Source organism: Streptomyces sp. NBC_00568, assembly GCF_026341855.1.
Lineage (GTDB): Bacteria > Actinomycetota > Actinomycetes > Streptomycetales > Streptomycetaceae > Streptomyces.
The window spans coordinates 92,611-114,982 of record NZ_JAPENW010000001.1 but is presented as its reverse complement, the minus strand read 5'-3'; the positions used below and the strand labels follow the sequence as shown (position 1 = coordinate 114,982).

Genomic DNA, 22,372 nt, shown 5'->3' with positions numbered 1-22,372 from the left:
CCGGCCGACCGGATGACGTACGCCCCCCGATCTCCCTGATCCGCCCCCGGTCTCCCTGATCTCCACGGCGGATGTCCGGCCGTGTGACGCGTGTCACCGCATGCGAGGTGATCCACCCGGGAAGGCGGCGCCTTGGTCCGTGCCGCGTCAGGGATGGCGCGGGCCAGGCACATCCGGACACCCGCGCACCCCGTGCGCCGGGCGCGCACCAGAAGGTAGATCCACCCGTGAGCAAGGACGCCGTAGACACGGCCGGGGCCGCCTCCCGCACCGGTGCGGCCCAGTCGCCCGCCGACGCGGGCGACGCCGGTTACAGCAAGGGCCTCAAGGCCCGCCACGTCAACATGATCGCCATCGGCGGCGCGATCGGAACCGGGCTCTTCCTCGGAGCCGGCGGCCGCCTCCACGACGCGGGCCCCGCGCTCGCCCTCGCCTACCTCGTCTGCGGCGTCTTCGCCTTCTTCGTCGTACGCGCCCTCGGTGAGCTCGTCCTCTACCGGCCCTCTTCCGGCTCCTTCGTGTCGTACGCCCGCGAGTTCCTCGGCGAGAAGGGCGCCTATGTCGCCGGGTGGATGTACTTCCTCAACTGGTCGACGACCGGGATCGCCGACATCACCGCGATCGCGCTCTACACGCACTACTGGAGCGTCTTCACCGACATCCCGCAGTGGGTCCTGGCACTGATCGCCCTCGCGGTGGTGCTCGCCGTGAACCTCATCTCGGTGAAGATCTTCGGCGAGATGGAGTTCTGGTTCGCGATCGTCAAGGTCGCCACCCTCGTCGGCTTCATGCTGATCGGCATCTTCCTGCTGGCCACACAGCACGAGGTCGGCGGCACCACGCCCGGTCCGGGGCTCGTCACGGACCACGGCGGCCTCCTCCCGCACGGGATGATGCCGGTCGTCCTGGTGATGCAGGGCGTGATCTTCGCGTACGCCGCCCTCGAACTGGTCGGCGTCGCCGCGGGCGAGACCGCCGAGCCCGAGAAGGTCGTCCCGCGCGCGGTGAACTCGATCATGTGGCGGGTGGGTCTGTTCTACGTCGGCTCGGTCGTCCTGCTGACCCTGCTGCTGCCCGGCTCGGTCTACTCGGCCGGTGAGAGCCCGTTCGTCACCGTCCTGTCGAAGATCGGCGTCCCGGCCGCCGGTGACGTGATGAACCTGGTCGTTCTGACGGCCGCGATGTCGTCGCTGAACTCCGGCCTGTACTCCACCGGTCGCATCCTGCGCTCCATGGCGACGGCGGGCTCGGCGCCCCGGTTCACCGCGAGGATGAACCGCAGCCAGGTCCCGTACGGCGGCATCCTGCTCACCTGCGCGGTGTGCGTGCTCGGCGTCGTCCTGAACTACCTGATGCCCAGCCAGGCCTTCGAGATCGTCCTGAACGTGGCGTCCCTCGGCATCATCAGCACGTGGGTGATCATCATGATCTGCCACCTGGTGTTCGTCCGCCGGGCCGAGGAGGGGCTGGTGACCCGCCCGTCGTTCCGCCTCCGCGGCAGCCCGGTGACCGAGATCGTCACCATCGCCTTCCTGCTGGCCGTCCTCGGCCTGATGTGGAACGACCCCGAGGTCGGCCGCAAGACCCTCCTCCTCGTCCCGCTCATCGCCGTCCTGCTCGTGGGCGGCTGGTTCGCGGTCCGCAGCCGGGTCTCGAAGGCGGTGGACCAGGAGCTGAACAGGCTCACCCGCTAGCGCGGCGCGCGAGCCGTAGGCGCACGGGACGGCGGAGCGGGGCCACTGTCAGTGGCGGCCTCTACGGTGGTGTCATGTCGGAGATCACGTACGTCCGGGGTGACGCCACCGTCCCGTCGGCCAAGGGCGTCAAGCTGATCGCCCACGTGTGCAACGACATCGGGGGCTGGGGAAAGGGCTTCGTGCTGGCCCTCTCACGCCGCTGGCCGGAGCCGGAGGCGGCGTACCGGGCCTGGCACCGCGGTCGCGCGGGCAACGACTTCGGCCTGGGCGCGGCCCAGTTCGTCCAGGTCGAACCGTACGTGTGGGTGGCGAACCTGGTGGGCCAGCGGGGGATACGCACCGGCAGCAAGGGCGTGCCCGTGCGCTACGAGGCCATCGACGCGTCGCTCGGCCTGCTCGCGGACAAGGCTGTCGAACTCGGCGCGTCCGTGCACATGCCGCGCATCGGGTGCGGCCTGGCCGGCGGCAGATGGTCGCGGGTCGAACCCCTCGTCACCGAGCGGCTGGTGCGCCGCGGGCTGGCCGTGACGGTGTACGACCACGGGGGCTGACCGGTGGGGCGGCGCGGCCGCTGCGGTCCGGTTCGGAGCCAACCGGAGCTCCGATGAAGGAAGTTGCGAAAGTTTCTGCAATTTCTTGCTGTTGTGGACCAGGCCTGCTTGACTCGCTGCTCGGATCCGAGAGGGAGAGTCATGAGCCGCGACATCGACGTCCTCGTCCTCGGCGGCGCGGGGGTGGACACGATCGTCCACGTCCCCGAACTGCCGCTCCCGTACGCCGACAGCTACATGATCCGTCCCGGGATCGAGACCCGGGCCGGGCAGACCGGAGACTTCGTCGCGCTGGGCCTGCACGAACTCGGCCTGCGCACACACCACCTCGACATGCTCGGCGACGACCCCGAGGGCGACCTCGTGCGCGCCCTGCACCGCGAACGCGGCATCGCGCTCACCGAGGTGCCCCAGCCCGCGGGCACCAAGCGCGCGGTCAACCTCGTCGGCCCCGACGGGCGCCGCCTGTCCCTGTACGACGACAGCCGCTCGCACGAAGGGGACCGGCTGCCGGAGAAGACGGTGCGGGACCTGGCCGCGGCGAGCCGTCACGCCCACGTCTCCATCACCCACCCGTGCGCCTTCGCCCTCCAGGCGCTGCGGGAGGCCGGGGTGACCCTCTCGACCGACCTGCACAACTGGGACGGCGAGAATCCCTACCACGAGCCGTTCGCGTACGCCGCCGACGTCGTGTTCGTCTCCACCACCGCCCTCGCCGACCCCGAGCGCACCATGCGGCGGATCGTGGAACGGGGCCGGGCCGAGGCGGTCGTCGCCACGGCCGGCGCCGAGGGCGCGTACCTGCTGGCCGACGGCGAGCTGACCCACGTCCCGGCGGTCCCGCCGCGCACGCCCGTGGTGGACTCGAACGGCGCCGGGGACTCCTTCGCCGCGGGCTTCCTCTTCGGCCGGCTGACCGGCGAACCGGTCCGGCGCTGCGCCCTGTACGGCGCGGTCGCCGGCGCCTACGCCTGCACCGTGCCCGCGACCCGGGCCGACGCCATCGGCCGCGACGAACTCCTCGCCCAGGTCGACGAGCTGGAGAACGCGACCACCCGTCGCTGAACCGTGCGGGCGGCCACCGGCTCACCGCTGACGCTTGCCCGCAGCCGCAGCCGCAGCCGCAGCCGCAGCCGCAGCCGCAGCCGCAGCCCGCTCACCGCCGCCGCCGGGCCTTCCTGCCCGCCCGTCCCCGGAAGGGAGGGCGGGCAGGGGACACCCGGCGGGCGGGCGTACCTCAGCCGGAGTGGACCGTGTCAGTGGCGGCGATCTTCTTCCACGACTTCGGCCGGGCGACGGCACCCGACGTTCCCGGGGCCACCGTGAGCCCGGCACCCCGAGCCACGGGAGCCGCCGGCTTCGACGGCTGGAACAGCCAGGTGTCGAAGAGCGCCGCGAGCGACCTGCCGGACACCTGCTCGGCGTACTTCCGGAAGTCGCCGACCGACGCGTTCCCGTACGCGTGCTCCTTCGGCCACCCCTTCAGGACGGCGAAGAAGGCGTCGTCGCCGACCTCGTCGCGCAGCGCCTGCACCGCCAGCGCGCCCCGGTCGTAGACCGCGATGTCGAACTGGTTGTCCGGCCCCGGGTCGCCGGGCGCCACCGTCCAGAAGGTGTCGTCCGCCGAATGCGAGGCGTACACGTAGTCCGCGAGCTCCCGCGTCGTGCCCTCGCCCTCGTGCTCCGACCACAGCCACTGCGCGTACCGCGCGAAGCCCTCGTTGATCCAGATGTCCTTCCAGCCCTTCAGCGACACATCGTCGCCGTACCACTGGTGCGCCAACTCGTGCACGACCACCGAGGTGTTGGAGCCGTTCGCGAACTGCCGCGGGCTGTAGTACACGCGCGTCTGGGTCTCCAGCGCGTACCCGGTGGTGGTGTTGGGCACGTACCCGCCGGCCGAACTGAAGGGATACGGACCGAAGTAGCCGCTCAGCCAGTCGACGACTTCTCCCGTCCGCTCGACACTGGCGCGCGCCGCGCCGTCGTTGTCGCCGAGGTCCTTGCTGTAGGCGTTGACGACCGGGACGCCGCCCTCGGACGTGCCGGTGGTGATGTCGAACTTCCCGACCGCGAGGGTGGTGAGATAGGTGGCCTGCGGCTTGTTGGACCGCCAGTTGTAGCGGGTCCAGCCGAGCCGTGAACTCGTCGACTGGAGCGTGCCGTTGGAGATCGCCTGGGTGCCGTCCGGGACGGCCACCGACACGTCGTAGGTCGCCTTGTCGAGCGGGTGGTCGTTGCTCGGGTACCACCACCACGCCGACTCGGGCTCGTCCGCGGCGACCGCCCCGTCCGGGGTGCGGTGCCAGGTCGAGAAGCCGTACGCGCTCTTCGTGGACGGCACACCGCTGTAGCGGACGACGACGGTGACCGTCGTGCCCTTGGCCAGCGGCTTGGCCGGAGTGATCTCCAGTTCGTGCTGGCCCGACGTCGCGAACGACGCCTTCGCGCCGTTGACCCGGACCTCGCTGACGTCGAGCAGGAAGTCCAGATCGAACCGGGACAGGTCCTGTGTGGTGGTCGCCAGGAGGGTGGCCGTGCCCTCGAGTTCGTCGGTCCGAGGCTGGTAGGTGAGCCGCAGGTCGTAGTGCGAGACGTCGTATCCGCCGTTGCCGTAGGCCGGGTAGTAGGGGTCGCCGATGCCCGGTGCTCCCGGTGTGTAACTGGCCGCCGATGCCGGGATCGCCAGCAGCAGGGAGGCGGCGAGGGCGCCCGGGGCGATGAGTCTGCGGTGCACGTCAAGCTCCAAGTCGTGGGGGCATGAAGTTGTCCGGAGCCTATTCAGTCCCTGTGGCCCCGGTCATGTCCACGGCCACCCCTGTCACACGATCGCCATTCGGCCGACATGAGTCATCCAGCCCCAGAGACCTTTCATCGACCCTCTTTTGCACGGGAGTTGACCGGGGTACGTTCCGCGCATGCCGATACCAGTGCGCCGCGCGCGCTTAACGACCTGGAGATCGCTCGCGACGGCGGCCGTTGCCGCCCTGCTGGCCGCCTTCCTCGCTCCCGCCACCGCACAGGCGGCCCCGAGGGAGAGCGCCCCGGTCTATTCGTACGAGAACGCGATCCGGGAGTCCGTCTGGGTCGACACCGGTCTCGACGGCGACAGCGACGGAAAACACGACCGGGTCGCCGTCGACATCGTCCGGCCGCGCGAACTCGCCCGCCAGGGACGCAAGATCCCCGTGATCATGGATGCCAGCCCGTACTACTCCTGCTGCGGGCGCGGTAACGAGAGCCAGAAGAAGACGTACGACGCGGACGGTCACGTCGTCCAGATGCCGCTGTTCTACGACAACTACTTCGTGCCGCGCGGCTACGCCTTCGTCGGCGTCGACCTCGCCGGCACCAACCGCTCCGACGGCTGCGTCGACGTGGGCGGCCGCTCCGACATCCAGTCCGCCAAAGCGGTCGTCGACTGGCTGAACGGCCGGGCCAGGGCGTACACCACCCGCACCGGAGCCGCCACGGCCAAGGCCACCTGGACCAACGGCAGGACCGGCATGATCGGCAAGAGCTGGGACGGCACGATCGCCAACGGCGTCGCCGCCACCGGCGTCAAGGGCCTGAAGACCATCGTGCCGATCAGCGCCATCTCCTCCTGGTACGACTACTACTTCGCCCAGGGCGCCCCGCTCTACGACTCGGGCCCCGACTGGCTCTCCGGCTACGTCGACAGCCCCGACGCCCGCGCCAAGTGCGCCGCCGTGCAACGGAAGCTGGTCGACGAGGCGCCGCGCACCGGCGACTGGACGTCCCTGTGGACCGAGCGCGACTACGTCAAGGACGCCGCGAAGGTGAAGGCCAGCGTCTTCCTGGTGCACGGCATGCAGGACCTCAACGTCCGCGCCAAGAACTTCGGCCAGTGGTGGGACGCGCTCGCCAGGAACGGTGTCGAGCGCAAGATCTGGCTCTCCCAGACCGGCCATGTCGACCCCTTCGACTTCCGCCGCGCCACCTGGGTCGACACCCTGCACCGCTGGTTCGACCACGAACTCCTCGGCTACGACAACGGCATCGACGACGAACCGATGGCCGACATCGAACGCCACCCCGACCGGTGGGCCACCTCCGCCGTCTGGCCGCCCCGCACCACCGCGGCGACGACCCTGCGACCGGGCACGGGCCCGCAGGCGGGTGTCGGCACCCTCGGACGCCACCGGAACACCGGAACCGAGACCTTCACCGACGACCCGCGGCTGAGCGAGACCGACTGGGCCGCGCACATCGACGAGCCGACCCCCGGCAAGGCGGGCTTCGTCACCAAGCCGCTCAGCCGTGACCTGCGCCTCTCCGGCTCGTCCAAGGTGACCGTCACCGCCATGCCGACGACCTCGACGGCGCATCTCTCGGCCGTACTCGTCGACCTCGGGGCCGACACCATCCGCGATTACGCCGCCTCCGGAGAGGGCGTCACCACCCTCACCGACCGCACCTGCTGGGGCCCGAGCACCACCGGCGACAGCTCGTGCTACAAGGTGACCCAGGCGACCAGGACCGACGTCGACTACACGGTCATCAGCCGCGGCTGGGCCGACCTCGGCAACCACGCCTCCGACCAGGGCGTCCCGCTCACCCCGGGCAAGGCGTACACCATCACGCTCGAGCTGGCGGCCACCGACCACATCGTCCCCGAGGGCCACCGGCTCGCACTGATCGTCGCGGGCACCGACAAGGACCTCATCGACCCGCCCTCCACCACACCGACCCTGACCCTCGACCTGTCCCGTACCTCGGCCCGCGTCCCCTTCGTCGGCGGCGCCGGCGCGTTCGCGCGCGCGACGGCGGGCTCCACCCCGGCCCCGGCCGCGTCCGTCCTCGACGGCGTACGCGATCCGCGCACCGCGCTCCGCGTCCCGGGGGAGAGCCGCTGAGCCCCCTGATCGACGGCTCCCGGGCCGGATGACGGAGAGAAACGCACCTCTCGGACGGGAGGGAATCGCACCTCTCAGACGGGGGGAAACGCACCTCTCAGACGGAGGCGGTCGGACCGACGAGTCCGGCCGCCTCCCGCGCGCATCCCCACGCCACGGTGACCCCGGCACCTCCGTGGCCGTAGTTGTGCACCAGCACCCGCCCGTCCGGCAGGACTTCGCGCTCCAGCCGCACCGCGTCGCGCACCGGGCGCAGCCCCACCCGGTGGTCGATCACCCGCGCTCCGGCGATCTCGGGGCGCAGCGCCGCGCACCGCTCGACGATCTCCGCCGCCACGGCGGGGTCAGGGATCTGCGACCAGTCGTCCTCGTCGGTGGTCCCGCCGAGGACCAGCCGGTCCGGCTGCGGGAAGACGTACGTGGTCGTCCCGGCCGCCGGGTCCGTCGAGACGAGCCACTCGCGGATGCCGGGGTTCTCGACGATCACGAGCTGGCCGCGCACGGGCCGTACGGCCGGATCCGGGACGAGGGCGCGGGCGCCGAGGCCCGCGCAGTTGACGACGACCGGCGCCCGCGCCTCCGCGAGGTCCGTCACCGTCCGTTCCTCGACCGTCCCGCCCGCCCGCAGCAGGCGCTCACGCAGCAGGCGCAGGTGCACGGGCATGTCGATCAACGGCAGCCGCGCCCGCAGAGCGGTCCCCGGGTACTCCTCGGCCGTAGCCGGGCGCAGTCCGGGCACACGGGCCGCCCACGCGCCCAGCTCGTCCAGCCGCGTCTCGCCCATGACCCCCTCGACCAGGCGTACGCCCGTCTCCCCGGGCCGCGCCGCCAACTCCTCGTACACGGAGAGGGACACGAGCGCCCATTCACGGGCCAGCGCCTTCGGCTCGATGCGGTACGGCCACCACAGAGCCCCCGCAACCGCCGAGGTGGTCCGCTCGGCGGGCTCCCGCGCCCACACCCGGACCCGCCTGCCGGTCTCGGCCAGGACCACGGCCGTGGTCAGACCGACGACTCCGCTGCCGACCACGATCACATCGCCGTTCCCGGGCTTCTCCATGCCGGGACGTTAGCGGAATATGTCATGCCGTGCTCACATCACTCTCCGTCTGGGGATACTCACAGCATGTCTGCCGAGTACGCCACCTTCGGCCTGGCACCGGCGATGCGCGCCGGTGGAGTCCTCGCCAACGGTGACTACCAAGTGCACCGGGACTTCGTCGACTTCGTCGTCGACGGACGCCCGCTGCTGTTCCAGCTGTCCGACCTCGACGCGGTGTCCCCGCTCGCCTCCGACGTGCCGCCCGCGATCTTCACCGCGCAGGTGCGCGGCCTTCTCCTGGAAGCCGACGCCCCGCTCGACGGGGGCAGGCACGTCATCTACGGATGCCCCGAGTGCGAGGGCATCGAGTGCGGTGCCGTCACCGCGCTCATCGAAAGAGAGGGGGACGACTACGTCTGGCGCGACTTCGCCTGGCAGACCGGTGAACGGGCCGATCTGGAACGCAACGGCTACCACGGCATAGGGCCGTTCCGCTTCCACGGCGCCGAGTACCGCAGTGCCCTGAACTCCCTGCTCGACGGCGATCCGGGACCCCGCCGCCGTGTCCTGCTGATCGGCGCCCGGGTCGCCCTCCTCGCTAAGCTGGCCGCCGCCCTGCGCGTCATCGGTATCGGCGCCGACATCGCCCGCGACGCCACGGGGGTTCCGGCGGACGAACTGCGCGCCTACGGCGCGGTGGTGTTCGGCCGGGCCGTCCCCGAGACGGAACGGGCCGCGGTGAGGGAGTCCTTCCGCGACGCGGGCGTCGACGTCGCCCACGTCGAGGGCCTCGCCCCGATCGTTCCGCTGCTCGTCGCCCAGATCGAGCACGCCCTGGACCGCGGCCCGCGGGAGCTGCGCCGGCTCACGCGCCTGGTCGCCGCCGAGGGCGAGGCCGGCGTCGAGGTCACCTCCACCTGCCGGGTCCAGCTGACCGCCTACCGCCTGGACCGCCTCTCGCGCACCCAGGCGCACGACGTGTTCGACGGCATCCTGGAAACGGGCCGGCACCGGATTCCACTGCAGGCCCGCGCGGTGAAGGGGGAGTCGTTCATCGTGGCACGGACGTCCGGGAGCGTGCTGGTGGAACGCATGGCCCACTGACCGCCAACCCACTAGTCATGGGCCCTGCGGCCCTGCGGCCCTGCGGCCTCGCTGTCTGGCGGCCCCCGGGGATGGGCGCCGTGGGCCCGCCGGTCCGCGAAGCCGGGCCCCGCGGGCCAGAGGGCCGTGGACCCTGGGGGCCCGGGAAGCCGGAGGCAGTGGTCAGGGGCTGCGGACCCGGGCGGTGGGGGAAGCCGGAGGCCCGTGGTCACCGGCCGTGGCTCCGGGCGGTGCGGGAAACCGGAGGGGGTGGTCGGAGGGCCGTGGAGGTGGGCGCTCGGGAAGCCCCTTGGAGGTGGTCAGGGGGCCTTGGGCTCGGTCGTACGGGAGGCCCTGGGCGTGGGTGGCCCAGGTGGTCACGGACCCCGGGGATCGGCGGCGCGGAGCGATCCCGCGGGCCGTTAAAATCGGCTCCCTGATGACTGCCACTCTCGTCGCCAAGAACCTCACCGCCGGACACGGCGACCGCGCGCTCTTCGCCGGACTCGACCTCGTCGTCGCGCCCGGCGACGTGATCGGGCTCGTCGGCGCCAACGGCGCGGGCAAGTCCACGCTGCTGCGGCTGCTCGCCGGCCTCCTCGCCCCGGAACAGGGCGAGCTGCGGCTCTCCCCGCCGACCGCGACCGTCGGACACCTGCCGCAGGAGCCGGAGCGGCGGGAGGGCGAGACCGTACGGGACTTCCTCGCGCGCCGCACCGGCGTCGACGAGGCCCAGCGGGTGATGGACGAGGCGACGCAGGCGCTCGTCGACGGAGCGCCGGGCTCCGACGACGCCTACGCGACCAGCCTGGAGCGCTGGCTCGACCTCGGCGGCGCCGACCTCGACGAACGTGCCGAGGAGGTCGCCGACTCCCTGGGGCTCGGCGTCGGTCTCGACCAGCCGATGACGTCCCTGTCCGGCGGCCAGGCCGCCCGAGCCGGACTCGCCTCCCTCCTCCTCTCCCGCTACGACGTCTTCCTGCTCGACGAGCCGACGAACGACCTCGACCTGGACGGTCTGGAGCGCCTCGAGCGCTTCGTCTCCGGCCTGCGGGCCGGGACCGTCGTCGTCAGCCACGACCGCGAGTTCCTCACCCGCACGGTCACCAAGGTTCTCGAACTCGACCTGGTACAGCAGCAGATCACGCTGTACGGCGGTGGCTACGAGGCCTATCTCGAAGAGCGCGACACCGCCCGCCGGCACGCCCGCGAGGACTTCGAGGAGTACGCCGACAAGCGCTCCGCCCTCGAAGGCCGCGCCCAGATGCAGCGCGGCTGGATGGACAAGGGCGTCAAGAACGCGCGGCGCAAGGCGGGCAACGACAACGACAAGATCGGCCGCAAGTTCCGCAGCGAGGCCAGCGAGAAGCAGGCCTCGAAGGCCCGGCAGACGCAGCGCATGATCGAGCGGCTGGACGTCGTCGAGGAGCCGCGCAAGGAGTGGGAGCTGCGCATGGAGATCGCGGCGGCCCCGCGATCGGGCGCGGTGGTCGCCACCCTGCGGGACGCGGAGGTGCGGCGCGGCGACTTCACCTTCGGTCCGGCGACGCTCCAGATCGACTGGGCGGACCGGGTCGCCGTCACCGGCGCGAACGGCGCCGGCAAGTCGACCCTGCTGGGCGCGCTGCTCGGCCGGGTCCCGCTGTCCTCCGGGCACGCCACGCTGGGCTCCGGCGTGGTCGTCGGCGAGGTCGACCAGGCCCGCAAGCTCTTCCACGGCTCCGAGTCACTGCTGGACGCGTTCGGCGCGGCCGTCCCGGACACGGAACCCGCCGAAGTCCGCACGTTGCTGGCCAAGTTCGGCCTGAAGGCGGACCACGTCCTGCGCCCGGCGGCCACCCTCTCCCCGGGAGAGCGCACCCGCTCGGCGCTGGCCCTGCTCCAGGGCCGGGGAGTCAATCTGCTGGTCCTGGACGAGCCGACCAACCACCTGGACCTCCCGGCCATCGAGCAGCTGGAATCGGCCCTGGACACCTACGAGGGCACCCTCCTGCTGGTCACGCACGACCGCCGCATGCTGGACGCGGTCCGCACGACCCGCCGCCTGGAGGTGGCGGACGGCAAGGTGACGGAGCGCTGAGAAGAACCGCGAAGGGGCGGCCACCATCAAAAGGCAGCCACCCCTCCGCAGAGCTTCACCGAGGCAATCCGCCGGGCTTCACCGAGGCAATCCGCCGGGCTTCACCGAGGCAATCCGCCGGGCTTCACCGAAGAAACTCCGTCGGCATTCACCGAGGGCTGCCGTTCCCGCGGGGCTTGACCGAAGAGGGCAGCCCTCCGCCGGATTCCACCGAGGGACGGCCGCCCCGACTGTTTGACCGAAGAGGGCGCCCCCCGTCGGCTTTCGCCGAGGGGAGCCGTTCCTCCCGTGTCAGCCCCGGCCCCGCTTGGGGTCGGTCAGGCCCGCGCGCCGCAGGGCGTCCGCCATGGCGCTGTTCGCCGGCGGCGGAGCCTGCCGGGAGCCGCCGCCCCCGCCCCCACCGCCGCTGCCTCCGCGACCGCCCTGTCGCTGCCCACGCTGCTGAGGCGGCCGCCCGCCCCGCTGGGGACGACCGCCGCCCTCGGCGGCCGGGGCCGCCGCTTCGTCGTCCAGCCGCAGCGTCAGCGAGATCCGCTTGCGCGGGATGTCGATGTCCTGGACCTTCACCTTGACGATGTCGCCGGGCTTCACGACGTCACGCGGGTCCTTGACGAACGTCTTGGACATCGCGGAGACGTGCACGAGCCCGTCCTGGTGGACGCCGATGTCGACGAAGGCGCCGAACGCGGCCACGTTCGTGACGACCCCCTCCAGGATCATCCCGGACGCCAGGTCGGAGATCTTCTCGACGCCGTCCTTGAAGGTGGCCGTCTTGAAGGCGGGGCGCGGGTCGCGTCCAGGCTTCTCCAGCTCCTTCAGGATGTCCGTGACGGTCGGCAGACCGAACTTCTCGTCGACGAAGTCGGCCGGCCTCAGCGTGCGCAGCACACCCGTGTTGCCGACCAGGGACGCGACCTCGCTGCCCGCCGACTTCACCATCCGCCGCACCACGGGGTACGCCTCGGGGTGCACGCTGGACGCGTCCAGCGGGTCGTCCCCGCCCCGGATCCGCAGGAAGCCCGCGCACTGCTCGTACGCCTTGGGGCCCAGCCGGGCCACGCTCTTGAGAGCCGTACGGGAGGTGAAGGGACCGTTGGCGTCACGGTGCGCCACGATGTTCTCCGCGAGGCCGGAGGTGATGCCGGAGACCCGGGCCAGCAGCGGGGTGGAGGCGGTGTTCACGTCCACGCCCACGCCGTTCACGCAGTCCTCGACCACCGCGTCCAGCGACCGGGACAGCTTCACCTCGGACAGGTCGTGCTGGTACTGCCCGACACCGATCGACTTCGGGTCGATCTTCACCAGTTCGGCCAGCGGGTCCTGGAGCCGGCGCGCGATGGAGACGGCGCCGCGCAGCGACACGTCCATGTCGGGCAGCTCCTGGGAGGCGAACGCCGACGCCGAGTACACCGACGCCCCCGCCTCCGACACCATCACCTTGGTGAGGCCGAGCTCCGGGTGCTTGGTGATGAGCTCACCGGCGAGCTTGTCGGTCTCGCGGGACGCCGTGCCGTTGCCGATCGCGACCAGCTCGACCGCGTGCTCCTTGGAGAGCCGGGCGAGCTTGGCGATCGCCTCGTCCCACCGGTTGGCCGGGACGTGCGGGTGGATGACGTCCGTCGCGACGACCTTGCCGGTCGCGTCGACGACGGCGACCTTCACGCCCGTACGGAAGCCGGGGTCCAGGCCCAGCGTCGAGCGCGTGCCCGCCGGGGCGGCCAGCAGCAGGTCCCGCAGGTTGGCCGCGAAGACGTTCACCGCCTCGTCCTCGGCGGCGGTGCGCAGCCTGAGGCGCATGTCGATGCCGAGGTGCACGAGAATGCGGGTGCGCCAGGCCCAACGCGCCGTCTCCGTCAGCCACTTGTCGCCGGGACGGCCGCGGTCGGCGATCCCGAAACGGTGGGCGACGATCCCCTCGTACGACGAAGGCCCCTCGGTGGGCTCCTCCGGCTCCAGGACGAGATCGAGGACGTCCTCCTTCTCGCCGCGCAGCATGGCGAGGATGCGGTGCGAGGGCAGCGCCTTGAAGGGCTCGGCGAAGTCGAAGTAGTCGGCGAACTTGGCGCCCGCCTCCTCCTTGCCCTCGCGCACCTTGGCGGCGAGCCGTCCGCGCACCCACATGCGCTCGCGCAGCTCGCCGATCAGGTCGGCGTCCTCGGAGAACCGCTCGGTGAGGATCGACCGGGCGCCGTCCAGGGCGGCCTGCGGGTCGGCGACGCCCTTGTCGGCGTCGACGAACGCCGCCGCCGCGGCCAGCGGGTCGACCGTCGCGTCGCCGAGCAGGCCGTCGGCCAGCGGCTCCAGGCCCGCCTCGCGCGCGATCTGCGCCTTGGTGCGCCGCTTGGGCTTGAACGGCAGATAGATGTCCTCGAGACGCGCCTTCGTCTCGGCGGCCCTGATCTGCGCCTCGAGCTCGGCGCTGAGCTTGCCCTGCTCGCGCACCGAGTCGAGGATCGCGGCGCGCCGGTCCTCCAGCTCCCGCAGATAGCGCAGCCGCTCCTCGAGGGTGCGCAGCTGCGCATCGTCGAGCATCTCGGTCGCTTCCTTGCGGTAGCGGGCGATGAAGGGAACCGTCGACCCGCCGTCGAGCAAGTCGACGGCGGCCTTGACCTGCCGTTCCCGTACGCCGAGTTCCTCGGCGATCCTGCCTTCGATGGACCCTACGAGGGGTGTCGTCACGATCCCGTACCGCCTTCTCCACTGAGGTTGCGCGGCAATTGTGGCAGGTGACACGGACAACGGGGGATCAGGGCGGCACTCGGAGGGGTCGCGCGCCGCGGGTCCGGCCCCAGGGACACGGAATGCCGCGGGACCCGCGGCATTCCGTGCCTCCCGGTTCCTGCGGGCGGCCGTGGCCCTCGGCCTCCGAGGGCCGTGTTCCTCACGCCCCGCGGGCCCGCCCGGAGCGCGAGGCCCCGCCGAAGAGCCGGGCCAGGGCCCGGAAAGGCAGCGTCACGACCGTGGCGATCGCTCCGCCGATCTGCCGCAGCACGTCCGCGATGGCACGCAGCATGTATCTCCCCTTTCGTCTCCCGGCACGGAGTGCCGGGAGACGTCCGGGTACCTCAACTTTCGGCGGTCATGCCTCGCCGGTCATTCCTTGCCGATCATTCCGTCCGGGAACGCGCCTGCGGCGATCGCCGTCATCAGCAGGTTCCTGGCGATCTCGGTGAGCCGCTCCACCCCGGCGGCGCACAGGTGCTCGTAGGGAGCGCGGTCGAGCCGGTCCGTCCTGGCCTCGATGTCCTGGCGCAGGTCCACGCCCGCCTGCGTCAGCTCGCCCTGCGCGTCGAGCAGCCCGCGCTCCCGCAGCCGCCCGGACGCAGTCTCCCAGTCCTGCCGTGACCAGCCGCGCGTGCCCAGCGCCCACTTGGGAGCCATGCCCTTGCCGGTCGCGGTGTGGCTCACCAGAGCCTCCACCGGGTCGAGCTCCGCGTCGAGCAGCACCGCGAGGTGCCCGTCGCCCCGGTGCTCGCGCAGCAGGGTGGCCGCGTGCCAGAGGGCCAGGTGCGGTGCCTCGGGCACGGGGAGGTCCGCGTGCGCGGCGTAGAGCGGACGGGCGGTCGAGCCGCAGGCCTCGGCCGCGCGCAGCGCGAGTTCCGCGGCCTCGGCCACGTCCTTGGAGGCGATGAGGTCCTCGCCGAGCAGCCGCCTGAGCGTCGCGTCCACGGCACGCGCGCGTGCCGCGAGCACGGTCTCCGGAGAGGCGGCCTGCCACACGGCCGGCACATGCGCGGCCACCAGGTCGTGCCGGAAGTTGTAGAACGTCGCCGTCACGGTGCCCGCGCCGACCGCGCCCATCGCGGCGGCCCGGGCCGCGAAGTACGCGGCCCGGTCGTCCTCGATACCGACCGCGGCCAGCTCACGCCCCAGATCGGGCGAGAAGTAGTGCGTCGAGTGCAGCGGGTTGAGGACGTTGTGGCAGCGGCGCCCGGCGCGCTCCGGAAGTGGAGGGGTCATGCCCCGCACATTACCGACTGGTCGGTACGTCGGGAACAGCGAGACCCGCGATGGCAGGAAGGGTGGGATCCATGTCATTGCGGCCATCGGTGCGCCGGTCGAGAATCGAGACATGCGAACGGTGCTGATCGTCCTCTTCGACGGGGTGCAGAGCCTCGACGTCACCGGCCCCCTGGAGGTGTTCGCGGGCGCCGAGACCTACCGCGGCGGCTCGTACCGCATCCGCACGGCCTCCCTTGACGGTGCCCCGGTGCGCACCTCCAGCGGCCTCGTCCTGGTCCCGGACCAGGCGCTCGCCGACGCTCCCGCCGCGCACACCCTGCTGGTCCCCGGCGGCCGCGGCACCCGGCGCCCGGACCCCCGCCTGGTCGACTGGCTGCGCGCGCACGGTCCGCACGCCGAGCGCCTGGTCTCGGTGTGCACCGGCGCCGGACTGCTCGCGGCGGCGGGCCTCCTCGACGGGCGCCGCGCGACGACCCACTGGGCGTACTGCGACCAGCTCGCCCACGACCACCCGGCGGTCGCCGTCGACCCCGACCCCATCTACGTACGCGACGGCAACGTGTCCACCTCGGCGGGCGTCACCTCCGGCATCGACCTGGCCCTCGCCCTCGTCGAGGAGGATCTGAGCCGCGACGCCGCCCTGACCATCGCCCGTCACCTCGTCGTCTTCCTCCGGCGTCCGGGCAACCAGGCCCAGTTCAGCGCCCAGCTCGCCGCCCAGACCGCGCGACGCGAACCGCTGCGCGAGGTCCAGCACTGGATCTCCGAGCACCCCGGCGACGACCTGAGCATCGAGTCGCTCGCCGCCCGTGCCCGCCTCTCGCCCCGCCATTTCGCCCGCGCCTTCCAGAGCGAGACGGGCACGACGCCCGGCCGGTACGTCGAGCGGGTCCGTCTCGAGCAGGCCCGCCGTCTCCTGGAGGACACCACCGACGGCATCGAGGAGATCTCCCGGGCCTGCGGTTACGGCACGCCCGAGGGTATGCGCCGCGCCTTCGTGAAGATCCTCGGCTCGGCGCCGGCCGAGTACCGGCGCCGCTTCCGGCCCGCGCCCACGGGCTGACGGCGGCCCACCCCACTAGCCGGCCCCGCCGCGGGCCGGCCGCCTCACCGTCCCGTGTGCCGGGGCCTCGCCTCGGCTCGCTCGCGACTCCCGCTCACCCAGGGGCCGCCACCGCGCCCCTCGCCGAAAGGAACCCGATGCAGATCGCCATCGTCCTCTTCGACCGCTTCACCGCCCTGGACGCCGTCGGCCCGTACGAGACCCTCGGCCGCCTGCCGGACGCGGACACCGTCTTCGTCGCCGAGCGCACCGGCCCGGTCCGTTCCGACACCGGCCGGCTCGCGCTGACCGCCGACAGGAGCCTCGCGGAGGTGCCGAACCCGGACATCGTGGTGGTACCGGGAGGGCCGGGCCAGAGCGCGCAGATGGACAACCGGGTCCTCCTGGACTGGCTGCGGGACGCCGACGGCACCAGTGTCTGGACGACCTCGGTGTGCACCGGTTCCCTGCTGCTCGCCGCCGCGGGGCTCCTGGACGGCCGCCGGGCCACCTCCCACTGGCTGGCCCTCGGCCACCTGGAGCGGTTCGGCGCCGAGCCGACGGGGGAGCGGGTCGTGTTCGACGGCAAGTACGTGACCGCGGCGGGTGTCTCCGCCGGCATCGACATGGGGCTCACCCTCCTCGGCCGGATCGCGGGGGACGAACACGCCCAGGCCGTACAGCTGCTGACCGAGTACGACCCGCAGCCGCCCTACGAAGCCGGGTCCCCGGAGAAGGCGCCCGCGCACCTGGTCGCGGAGTTCCGGAGCAAGAGCCGTTTCATTCTGACGTAGGCGCGCGGACCGCCCGCCTCACACGCCCCCGAAGAGCCGTGCCCCGAAAGGCCGTCAGGTCCTCACGGAGCCCAAGTGAAGCGCGGCTGCCTGCGCTCCAGGAAGGCGGCGACCCCCTCCGCGGTGTCGCCGCCGCCGCGCGCCTGTTCCGCCCAGTACGCGTCACGGTCGGTGCGCCCGTTGGCGAACTCCTTCGCCGACGCCTGCGTCAGCAGGGAGCGTGACGCCAGGATGCGGGTGAACTCCGCCACCCGCTTGTCGAGTTCGCCCTCGGGCAGCACCTCGTCAACCAGACCTGTGCGCAACGCGCGCTCGCTGTCGATCAACTCGCCGGAGAAGAGCAGGTACTTGGCGGCGGACGGACCCACCAGTGCCGCCAACCGCCGTGTGGAGGAGGCCGGATAGACGATCCCGAGCTTCGCCGGAGTCACCCCGAACAGCGATCCCTCCTGGGCGAACCGCAGATCGCAGGCGGCCGCGAGCTGGGATCCGCCGCCCACGCAGTAGCCGCGAATCGCGGCCAGCGTCGGCTTCGGGAACGCGGCGAGTGACTCCTCGGCGAGCACGGCCAGGCCCTGGGCCTCGTCGGGCGAGCCGCGCAGCGTCGAGATGTCGGCTCCGGCGCAGAACGTCCCGCCCTCACCGGTGAGCACCAGGGCGTGCACATCGGCACGAACGGTCAACTCGTCCAGCAACGGCGGCAGCGCTCGCCACATCCGCGTCGTCATGGCGTTCCGCTTGGCGGGGTGATGGATGACGACGGTGGCGACTCCGTCGCCGACGTGGTGCAACAGCTGCGGCTCCATGCGCCGGATGCTATCTGCACCTACAGCGGGCTCCGGATCGCGGGCACCCTCCCGGGCACCTTCCCGGGCCGACTCGTGGGCTCCGGAAAGGCGGGGGAACGAATCGGGTCAGCTGAGGGGCAAACCCGTACAACCCGAAGAGTTTCCGAAGTCGGCATAAGACAGACAGGAGATGTCGTGGAACTGACCGTGTCATACGCGAACGATCAGAAACTATCGATAATTGCTGACTTCTGTTCAGTCAACCGGTACGGACCGGCGCATTACCAACACTCAATGTGTGGTGACAATCGAGCGCAAGGGTGGCGACCGGACGATGGAGAACCCCGGGCCGGGGTCCGACCCCAGCCCTGAAGGCGGAGGCGCGACCTCCGGCGTCAGATCGCCGGGACCGCTGCCGTACGAGGGGGTGTGGCGGTTCACCGCCACCGCCGTCGACGCCTCGGTGCCGCAGGCGCGGCACGCCGTCCGTGATCTGCTGGTCCGCCAGGGGGTACCGGTCTCGGACGATCTCGTTCAGGGACTGCTGTTGATCGTGTCCGAACTGGTCACGAACGCCGTCAAGCACGCGGCACTTCTGTCGCCGATGCTCGCGGTGGAGGTCGCGGTCGGTGCCGAGTGGGTGCGGGTGTCCGTCGAGGACAACCACCCCTACCGGCCGACCGCCCTGGAGGCCGACCACGGGCAGACCGGGGGCCGGGGCCTGCTGCTGGTGCGTGAGGTCACCAGGGAGTACGGCGGCGTGTGCGACGTCGAGCACACCGCGAGCGGCGGCAAGGTGATCTGGGCCGCCCTGCCGCTCGCTCCGGGTGTGTAGAGACCGGCCTACCAGCCCGCGGACGAGCCCGTCAGCTCCCGGATCGCCGGACGGGCCGCGTCCAGCACCGTCATGAACCACGCCGAGAAGGGGTCCTTCGCGTGCCGTTCCGCCAGTTCGGCGGCGTCCACGAAGGCCGTCGAGCCGACCTCCTCCGCGTCGGGCCGCAGCGCGGACTGCACCATCCCGACGAACAGATGGTTGTACTCCTGCTCCACCAGGCCCGAGTCCGGGTCCGGGTGGTTGTAACGGACCGTGCCCGCCTCGGCGAGCAGGGTCGGCGACACCCCGAGCTCCTCGTACGTCCGCCGGGCCGCCGCGGCGAACGGTGCCTCGCCCGGGTAGGGGTGGCCGCAGCAGGTGTTCGACCAGACACCGGGCGAGTGGTACTTGCCGAGGGCGCGCTGCTGCAGCAGCAGCCGGCCCTGCTCGTCGAAGAGGAACACCGAGAACGCTCTGTGCAACTGCCCCGGGGCCTGATGAGCCGCGAGCTTCTCGGCCGTACCGATCGTGTTGCCGTCCTCGTCGACCAGTTCCAGCAAGATCGCTTCAACGGTGCCGTTCGACGAACTGTGCGTCGCGGTGGCAGGTGTGATCGGCATACCCATCCTTCGCATCGGTCTTCAAGCCCCAGTCTGCCGTACGAAACCGGCACTCCCGGCACTTCGCGGCTCCCGCATGTCCCGCCCCCGGGAGCCCCGGGGGCGGGACACGCGGCCGACGTGGGTCAGACGCCGAAAGCGGCCGGATACCTGATCGTGCCCGGTGCCACCGACACGGAATCGTCGAGGACGAGGGCCATCAGGTGTTCGGACGGGACGTCGAATCCGGGCCGGATGCCGTAGGCGGCGGCGGGCCCGAAACCGAACCTCGGGTAGTACCCGGGATGCCCGAGTACCAGGACGAGCCCCTCACCCCGCGCGCGTGCCGCCTCCAGCACCGCGCGTACGACAGCCGATCCGGCGCCCCGGCGCTGTTGGTCCGGGCGGACGGCGACCGGCGCCAGCGCGGCCGCGGGGACACCGTCGACGTGACAGCGGGTGATCAGCGCGTACGCCGCGACCGTGCCGTCCGGTGCCTCGGCGACGTACGACAGGCCGGGCAGCCACGCCCCGGGGTCGGTGCGCAGCGCGTCCACCAGATCGGCCTCCTCCGCCCTTTCGAAGGCGGCGGCGGTCACGGCGTACACCTCGGCGATGTCGGCGGAGGTCTCCCGGCGGGTGCGCCAGACAGTGCTGTGCCCGGTGCTGTGACCGGTGCTCTGACCGGTGGTGTGCTCAGTGCGGTGTTCGATGTGGTCGGTCAACGTGGAAACCCTTGATGAGGGGCCCGGCCGACGCGTCGCGGAACGGCGGGTCAGCCCCGGGCCCGGGAAACGGGGACGACGAGGTCGCTGCGCGTGGCAGCGCCGAGAGCGGCCGTCATCAACCCACCTCCTGGGATCGCCTGCCACGCTAACAGGCGGTGCCGCGGTGCCGCCTCCGGATTTCCGTCAGTGGCAGAGCTTCGCCTCGTGTTCCGCGTGTCCGCTCGGCTCCAGCTGGAAGGTGCAGTGCTCGACGTCGAAGTGGACGCCCAGGCAGCCCTGGAGCTCGTGAAGGATCTTCTCGTGCCCGATCGCGCTCAGGACGTCGGAGCTGACGACCACGTGCGCGGAGAGGACCGGCATGCCCGAGGTGATGGTCCAGGCGTGCAGGTCATGGATGTCCTCGACACCGTCGAGAGCCAGGATGTGGGCGCGTACGTCCGCCATGTCGACGCCCTTGGGCGCCGCCTCCAGCAGCACGTCGAGCGTCTCGTGGAGCAGCTTCCAGGTGCGCGGGACGATCATCAGGGCGATGGCGATCGAGGCGATCGGGTCCGCGGCCTGCCAGCCCGTGGTCATGATCACCACCGCGGAGATGATGACCGCCACCGAGCCCAGCGCGTCCGCGGCCACCTCCAGGAAGGCGCCGCGCACGTTCAGGCTGTCCTTCTGTCCGCGCATCAGCAGCGTCAGCGACACCGTGTTGGCGACCAGACCGATCACACCGAACACGATGGTCAGTCCGCCCTCGGTGTCCGCGGGCGTCACGAAGCGCTGGATCGCCTCGACGAGCACATAGCCGCCGACCACGAGCAGCAGCAGACAGTTGGCGAGCGCGGCGAGGATCTCGGCCCGCGCGAGGCCGAAGGTGCGGTTCTCGCTCGGCGGGCGGGCCGCGAAGTGGATCGCGAGCAGGGCCATGCCCAGCCCCAGCGCGTCCGTCGCCATGTGCGCCGCGTCCGCGACGAGCGCCAGCGAATCGGCGAGCAGGCCACCGAAGATCTCGACGACCATGACGGTGAGCGTGATCGCCAGCGCGACCCGCAGCCTCCCGCGGTACGCGGCTGCCGCCGTACCGGTCGGGGGAGCGCCGTGCGCGTGCCCGTGGTCGTGCCCAGCCCCCATGAAAAGCCGCCTCCTGTATTCCGCTCGGTCGTCACAGTGAACTACGGGCGGGGGGTACCGGGCAACGCGGCACTGAACACCGTTGTCATATGCTCTGACCTGCGGAAACGATCTGCAGGTCAGAGCACCGGCACGATCACGCGGACGTGGTCTCCGGGTGGTGCAGCAGCCAGCCCCGCCAGGCCGACTCCACCATCTCGCGCACCTCGCGCCGCGCGCGCCAGTCCAGCTCGTCCGCCGCCAGGGCGGCTGAGGCGACCGCGCGCGGGGCGTCACCCGGGCGGCGCGGCTCGACGAGCGGCTGCCGGGTGTCCCCGGTGACCTCGGCGACGAGCGTCATGAGCTCCCGCACGGAGACCCCTTCGCCGCGGCCGATGTTCACCGTCAGATCACCGCTCGCACCGTCGGCCAGCCGCCGGGCCGCCGTGAGATGCGCCTCGGCGAGGTCGGCGACATGGATGTAGTCGCGTACGCAGGTGCCATCCGGCGTCGGGTAGTCGTCGCCGAAGATCCGTGGGGCCTCGTCACGGGTGAGGCGGTCGAACACCATCGGGATGATGTTGAAGACGCCCGTGTCGGCGAGCTCCGGCGATGCCGCGCCCGCCACGTTGAAGTAGCGCAGGCACACGGTGGCGATACCGTGCGCCCGGCCCGCCGCCCGCACCAGCCACTCGCCGGCGAGCTTCGTCTCGCCGTAGGGGCTCATCGGGGCGCAAGGGGTGCTCTCCGTGATGAGGTCCACATCGGGGTTGCCGTAGACGGCCGCCGACGAGGAGAACACGAAGCGCTTGACGCCCGCCCCGGCGACCGCCTCCAGGAGCGTCGCGAGACCGCCCACGTTCTCCTGGTAGTAGCGCGTGGGTTCGGCCACGGACTCACCGACCTGCTTGCGCGCGGCGAGGTGCACGACGCCCGTCACCGCGTGCTCCGCCAGGACCCGCTTGAGCAGATCCCCGTCCAGCGACGACCCCTGAACCAGCGGGATGCTCTCCGGAAGCCGGTTCGGTATCCCGGACGAGAGGTCGTCGAGGGCGACGACCCGCTCTCCGGCCTCCGCCATCGCCCGGGCCACGTGTGCCCCGATGTATCCGGCTCCGCCTGTGATCAGCCATGTCATGGAGGACCACCCTATGCCGGTCCCGCGCGGTGTCCGCCGGGCCCCGCTCCCGAGGGTGCGGGGCGCGCGGCG

At 71.7% G+C, this 22,372-nt stretch carries 19 protein-coding genes; 9 read left to right on the top strand and 10 right to left on the bottom strand.

The window, feature by feature from the left end:
* Nucleotides 1-227: 227 nt before the first annotated feature.
* The 3 genes from OOK38_RS00505 to OOK38_RS00495 all read left to right on the top strand — a co-directional run bounded on the left by OOK38_RS00505 (nucleotide 228) and on the right by OOK38_RS00495 (nucleotide 3,313).
* Nucleotides 228-1,694, top strand: a complete 1,467-nt coding sequence (locus OOK38_RS00505) for an amino acid permease (protein WP_266764074.1) — start codon at nucleotides 228-230, stop codon at nucleotides 1,692-1,694.
* Between the two features lie 74 nt (nucleotides 1,695-1,768).
* Nucleotides 1,769-2,248, top strand: coding sequence for a macro domain-containing protein (locus tag OOK38_RS00500; RefSeq protein WP_266764075.1), 480 nt, complete (start codon nucleotides 1,769-1,771; stop codon nucleotides 2,246-2,248).
* A gap of 141 nt (nucleotides 2,249-2,389) precedes the next feature.
* Nucleotides 2,390-3,313: an adenosine kinase gene (locus tag OOK38_RS00495; RefSeq protein WP_266764076.1), complete on the top strand. Its 924-nt coding sequence runs from the start codon at nucleotides 2,390-2,392 to the stop codon at nucleotides 3,311-3,313.
* A 172-nt stretch (nucleotides 3,314-3,485) separates the two neighbouring features.
* On the opposite strand, the gene OOK38_RS00490 is transcribed toward OOK38_RS00495, so the two are convergent.
* Nucleotides 3,486-4,985 (bottom strand): M1 family metallopeptidase, encoded by a 1,500-nt coding sequence (locus OOK38_RS00490; protein WP_266764077.1) that lies wholly within the window; start codon nucleotides 4,983-4,985, stop codon nucleotides 3,486-3,488.
* Nucleotides 4,986-5,166: 181 nt separating this feature from the next.
* Between OOK38_RS00490 and OOK38_RS00485 the strand changes: the two genes are divergently transcribed.
* Nucleotides 5,167-7,125, top strand: coding sequence for a Xaa-Pro dipeptidyl-peptidase (locus tag OOK38_RS00485; RefSeq protein WP_266848010.1), 1,959 nt, complete (start codon nucleotides 5,167-5,169; stop codon nucleotides 7,123-7,125).
* A gap of 97 nt (nucleotides 7,126-7,222) precedes the next feature.
* On the opposite strand, the gene OOK38_RS00480 is transcribed toward OOK38_RS00485, so the two are convergent.
* Nucleotides 7,223-8,185, bottom strand: coding sequence for an FAD-dependent oxidoreductase (locus OOK38_RS00480; protein ID WP_266764079.1), 963 nt, complete (start codon nucleotides 8,183-8,185; stop codon nucleotides 7,223-7,225).
* Between the two features lie 66 nt (nucleotides 8,186-8,251).
* Here OOK38_RS00480 and OOK38_RS00475 point away from each other — a divergent pair, with 66 nt between their 5' ends.
* Together OOK38_RS00475 and OOK38_RS00470 are read left to right on the top strand one after the other, a co-directional pair.
* Nucleotides 8,252-9,271 carry an oxidoreductase gene (locus tag OOK38_RS00475; RefSeq protein WP_266764080.1) on the top strand — a complete coding sequence of 340 codons (1,020 nt, stop codon included), beginning with the start codon at nucleotides 8,252-8,254 and terminating at the stop codon, nucleotides 9,269-9,271.
* 418 nt (nucleotides 9,272-9,689) lie between these two features.
* On the top strand, nucleotides 9,690-11,330 hold the full coding sequence (locus OOK38_RS00470) for an ABC-F family ATP-binding cassette domain-containing protein (RefSeq protein ID WP_266764081.1): 1,641 nt from the start codon (nucleotides 9,690-9,692) through the stop codon (nucleotides 11,328-11,330).
* A gap of 291 nt (nucleotides 11,331-11,621) precedes the next feature.
* Here OOK38_RS00470 and OOK38_RS00465 read toward each other — a convergent pair whose 3' ends face one another.
* From OOK38_RS00465 to OOK38_RS00455, 3 genes are all read right to left on the bottom strand, one after another.
* Nucleotides 11,622-14,009 carry a Tex family protein gene (locus tag OOK38_RS00465; protein ID WP_266764082.1) on the bottom strand — a complete coding sequence of 796 codons (2,388 nt, stop codon included), beginning with the start codon at nucleotides 14,007-14,009 and terminating at the stop codon, nucleotides 11,622-11,624.
* A 202-nt stretch (nucleotides 14,010-14,211) separates the two neighbouring features.
* Nucleotides 14,212-14,343: an LPFR motif small protein gene (locus OOK38_RS00460; RefSeq protein ID WP_266764083.1), complete on the bottom strand. Its 132-nt coding sequence runs from the start codon at nucleotides 14,341-14,343 to the stop codon at nucleotides 14,212-14,214.
* 80 nt (nucleotides 14,344-14,423) lie between these two features.
* Entirely contained in the window at nucleotides 14,424-15,290 is an 867-nt protein-coding gene (locus OOK38_RS00455) for a hypothetical protein (RefSeq protein WP_266848008.1), read from the bottom strand.
* A gap of 112 nt (nucleotides 15,291-15,402) precedes the next feature.
* Here OOK38_RS00455 and OOK38_RS00450 point away from each other — a divergent pair, with 112 nt between their 5' ends.
* Nucleotides 15,403-16,356 carry a GlxA family transcriptional regulator gene (locus OOK38_RS00450; RefSeq protein WP_266764085.1) on the top strand — a complete coding sequence of 318 codons (954 nt, stop codon included), beginning with the start codon at nucleotides 15,403-15,405 and terminating at the stop codon, nucleotides 16,354-16,356.
* 137 nt (nucleotides 16,357-16,493) lie between these two features.
* On the top strand, nucleotides 16,494-17,129 hold the full coding sequence (locus OOK38_RS00445; RefSeq protein WP_266764086.1) for a DJ-1/PfpI family protein: 636 nt from the start codon (nucleotides 16,494-16,496) through the stop codon (nucleotides 17,127-17,129).
* Between the two features lie 62 nt (nucleotides 17,130-17,191).
* Here OOK38_RS00445 and OOK38_RS00440 read toward each other — a convergent pair whose 3' ends face one another.
* On the bottom strand, nucleotides 17,192-17,935 hold the full coding sequence (locus OOK38_RS00440; protein WP_266764087.1) for an enoyl-CoA hydratase/isomerase family protein: 744 nt from the start codon (nucleotides 17,933-17,935) through the stop codon (nucleotides 17,192-17,194).
* 316 nt (nucleotides 17,936-18,251) lie between these two features.
* Between OOK38_RS00440 and OOK38_RS00435 the strand changes: the two genes are divergently transcribed.
* Entirely contained in the window at nucleotides 18,252-18,752 is a 501-nt protein-coding gene (locus tag OOK38_RS00435; RefSeq protein WP_266765946.1) for an ATP-binding protein, read from the top strand.
* Nucleotides 18,753-18,760: 8 nt separating this feature from the next.
* On the opposite strand, the gene idi is transcribed toward OOK38_RS00435, so the two are convergent.
* The 4 genes from idi to galE all read right to left on the bottom strand — a co-directional run bounded on the left by idi (nucleotide 18,761) and on the right by galE (nucleotide 22,300).
* The gene (idi, locus tag OOK38_RS00430; RefSeq protein WP_266764088.1) at nucleotides 18,761-19,354 is read right to left on the bottom strand and encodes an isopentenyl-diphosphate Delta-isomerase; all 594 of its coding nucleotides are present in this window, start codon (nucleotides 19,352-19,354) and stop codon (nucleotides 18,761-18,763) included.
* 125 nt (nucleotides 19,355-19,479) lie between these two features.
* Nucleotides 19,480-20,058 carry a GNAT family N-acetyltransferase gene (locus OOK38_RS00425; RefSeq protein ID WP_266764089.1) on the bottom strand — a complete coding sequence of 193 codons (579 nt, stop codon included), beginning with the start codon at nucleotides 20,056-20,058 and terminating at the stop codon, nucleotides 19,480-19,482.
* 186 nt (nucleotides 20,059-20,244) lie between these two features.
* On the bottom strand, nucleotides 20,245-21,183 hold the full coding sequence (locus tag OOK38_RS00420; protein ID WP_266764090.1) for a cation diffusion facilitator family transporter: 939 nt from the start codon (nucleotides 21,181-21,183) through the stop codon (nucleotides 20,245-20,247).
* 136 nt (nucleotides 21,184-21,319) lie between these two features.
* Complete coding sequence (gene galE / locus OOK38_RS00415) at nucleotides 21,320-22,300, bottom strand: UDP-glucose 4-epimerase GalE (protein WP_266764091.1); 981 nt, start codon at nucleotides 22,298-22,300, stop codon at nucleotides 21,320-21,322.
* Nucleotides 22,301-22,372: the final 72 nt, after the last annotated feature.